The organism is Candidatus Aquicultor sp., assembly GCF_054640775.1.
This window is the reverse complement of record NZ_JBTSLF010000287.1, coordinates 749-2,877: the sequence shown is the minus strand read 5'-3', so window position 1 is coordinate 2,877 and position 2,129 is coordinate 749. Positions and strand designations below refer to the sequence as shown.

Below are 2,129 nucleotides of genomic sequence, written 5' to 3'. Positions count from 1 at the left end.
CCTGTTCTTTGACAAAGAGGAAATCGGCAGCGAAGGCAACACCAGCGCCCGGGCTCAGATATTAGAGGCCCTGATACCCCGCTTGTTTTCCCTGAAGGGGGAGGCCTTTTCTCATCAGACCCTTAATGAGACCCTGGCCGCTTCCCGGGCTATTTCGGCTGATGTGGCCGGGGCCTTGGATCCTGATTATCAGGAAGTCCACGAAAAGCGGAATGCCCCGCGTCTGGGCTGCGGACTTTGTCTGACAAAATTTACCGGTTCCGGAGGCAAAATCGGTTCCAGTGACGCCCATGCTGAATATGTTTACTGGATCAGGCAGTTGTTCAACCAAAACGGGATAGTCTGGCAGACTGGGGAGTTGGGCAAAGTGGATGAAGGGGGAGGGGGTACAATCGCCAAGTTTTTAGCCATGATGGGCATTGACATCGTGGATTGCGGCACCCCGGTCCTATCCATGCATTCTCCTTTCGAATTGGTCAGCAAGGCCGACCTATACATGACTTACAAAGGATACAAGGCCTTTCTTCTGGCGTCGTAACCGTTTCCTTTTCCTTCCGGTCCTGCCTGTCCTTTTCCCGAGTTAGATCCTTGGCCTCTGCTGTCTTTTAAGCTTGACGCCTTCCCCTTATAAATAATATAAACAACAATAGTTAACTAAGCTTATCTATTTGAAAATAGTTATATTTTATGCCAATAAGCCTTGTCCTCTATAATATCCTTTCCGGGATTCTTTTTTTAGTTGGGTTTCCTTTCCTGATCTTGTATAATCTGGCCCAAGGAAAGTACAGCAATCGTCTGGTCGAGCGGTTGGGGCGCTATCCGGAATCCCTCAGGCCTGCGGAAACCTCGACTTATTCAAAGCCCATCTGGATTCATGCCGTTTCGATGGGCGAAGTCAAGGCCGCTATTGCCCTAACCCGAAGGATCAAAGAGCAACTCCCCGATATTCCCATTCTTGTTTCAACAACTACTCCGGCAGGAAGGGAAATAGCCGAAACGCTCTTGGGAAAGGAAATACCTGTTATTTACTTTCCTCTGGATTTCTACCCCTGTGTAAAAAGGGCGATAAACTTCTTTCGTCCCAGGGCTTTTGTGGCCATGGAAACCGAATTATGGCCTAACTTTCTTTTTCAAGCCGATAAATCAGGCAGTAAACTGATCCTGGCTAACGGTCGGATCTCCAACCATTCTTTTAAACGATATAAAATTTTTCGCTGGTTGTTTCGGCCGGTATTGGAGAAGTTCAAAGTGCTGATGGTCAGGGATTCGGATGATGCCGGCAAATTGATTAAATTAGGGGCTATTCCTGAGCGGGTCCGGGTTTTGGGAAACATCAAGTATGATGGTCTCTTGGATCAGGCTAAGGAGACCTTGCACTCTACGATCCGGCAACGGCTCCATCTTCCAGAAGGCGGTCCTGTAATTCTGGCTGGAAGCACCCGAGGGGGCGAGGAAGCGGTGCTTCTTGCCGCCTATAAGCGTTTAAAAGACCGTTTCCCGGGCTTGATTTTGATCCTGGTTCCCCGTCATATCAATCGGTGTCCGGGGGTAGAAAAGCTGATGCAACAGCAAGGGGTTGCCCACCAATTGTATAGCCGGATCCTATCGCCGGAGGGACGGAGGAAAGAAACCGTTATCCTAGTCGATCGAATCGGGGACCTTTTTGCTCTCTATAGCCTGGCCAGCCTGGTTTTTTGCGGGGCCAGCCTGGTCCCCAAAGGAGGACAGAATATTTTAGAACCGGCAGCTTGGGGGAAACTGGTCTTTTATGGGCCGCACATGGATGATTTTAAAGATGGCCGCCGTCTATTGGAAGAAGTTGGGGCCGGGATTACGGTCCGAGATCAAGATGAATTGGAAAGACAACTGACCTATTATTTAGAGCACCCGGAAGAACGGGAAAGACGTGGGGCCGCCGGACGGGAGATTTTGAAATCACAAGCCGGGTTGACGAAAAAGGCGGCTGAGATCATCGCTGAGGTTATAAGGAATTAGAATGAAGGCATTATTGGCATTAGAAGACGGGACCGTATTTCCGGCCCGGTCCTTCACCGGTCCGGGCGAGGCCGAAGGGGAATGTGTGTTTAATACGGCCATGACCGGATATCAGGAAGTCCTGACCGATCCCT

The 2,129-nt window shown here is 50.0% G+C and carries 3 protein-coding genes; all 3 read left to right on the top strand.

The window, feature by feature from the left end; all coding sequences use genetic code 11:
- Positions 1-538, top strand: a 538-nt coding sequence (locus tag ACYC56_RS14255) for a zinc-binding metallopeptidase family protein (RefSeq protein ID WP_461374833.1), incomplete at its 5' end; no start/stop codon positions are given.
- A gap of 149 nt (positions 539-687) precedes the next feature.
- Positions 688-1,995 carry a 3-deoxy-D-manno-octulosonic acid transferase gene (locus ACYC56_RS14250; protein WP_461374832.1) on the top strand — a complete coding sequence of 436 codons (1,308 nt, stop codon included), beginning with the start codon at positions 688-690 and terminating at the stop codon, positions 1,993-1,995.
- Position 1,996: 1 nt separating this feature from the next.
- Positions 1,997-2,129, top strand: a 133-nt coding sequence (locus ACYC56_RS14245; protein ID WP_461374835.1) for a carbamoyl-phosphate synthase domain-containing protein, incomplete at its 3' end; no start/stop codon positions are given.

Excerpts from the sequence above, each read along its gene's own strand:
- ACYC56_RS14250 (WP_461374832.1), top strand. The coding sequence starts at position 688 with ATGCCAATAAGCCTTGTCCTCTATAATATCCTTTCCGGGATTCTTTTT.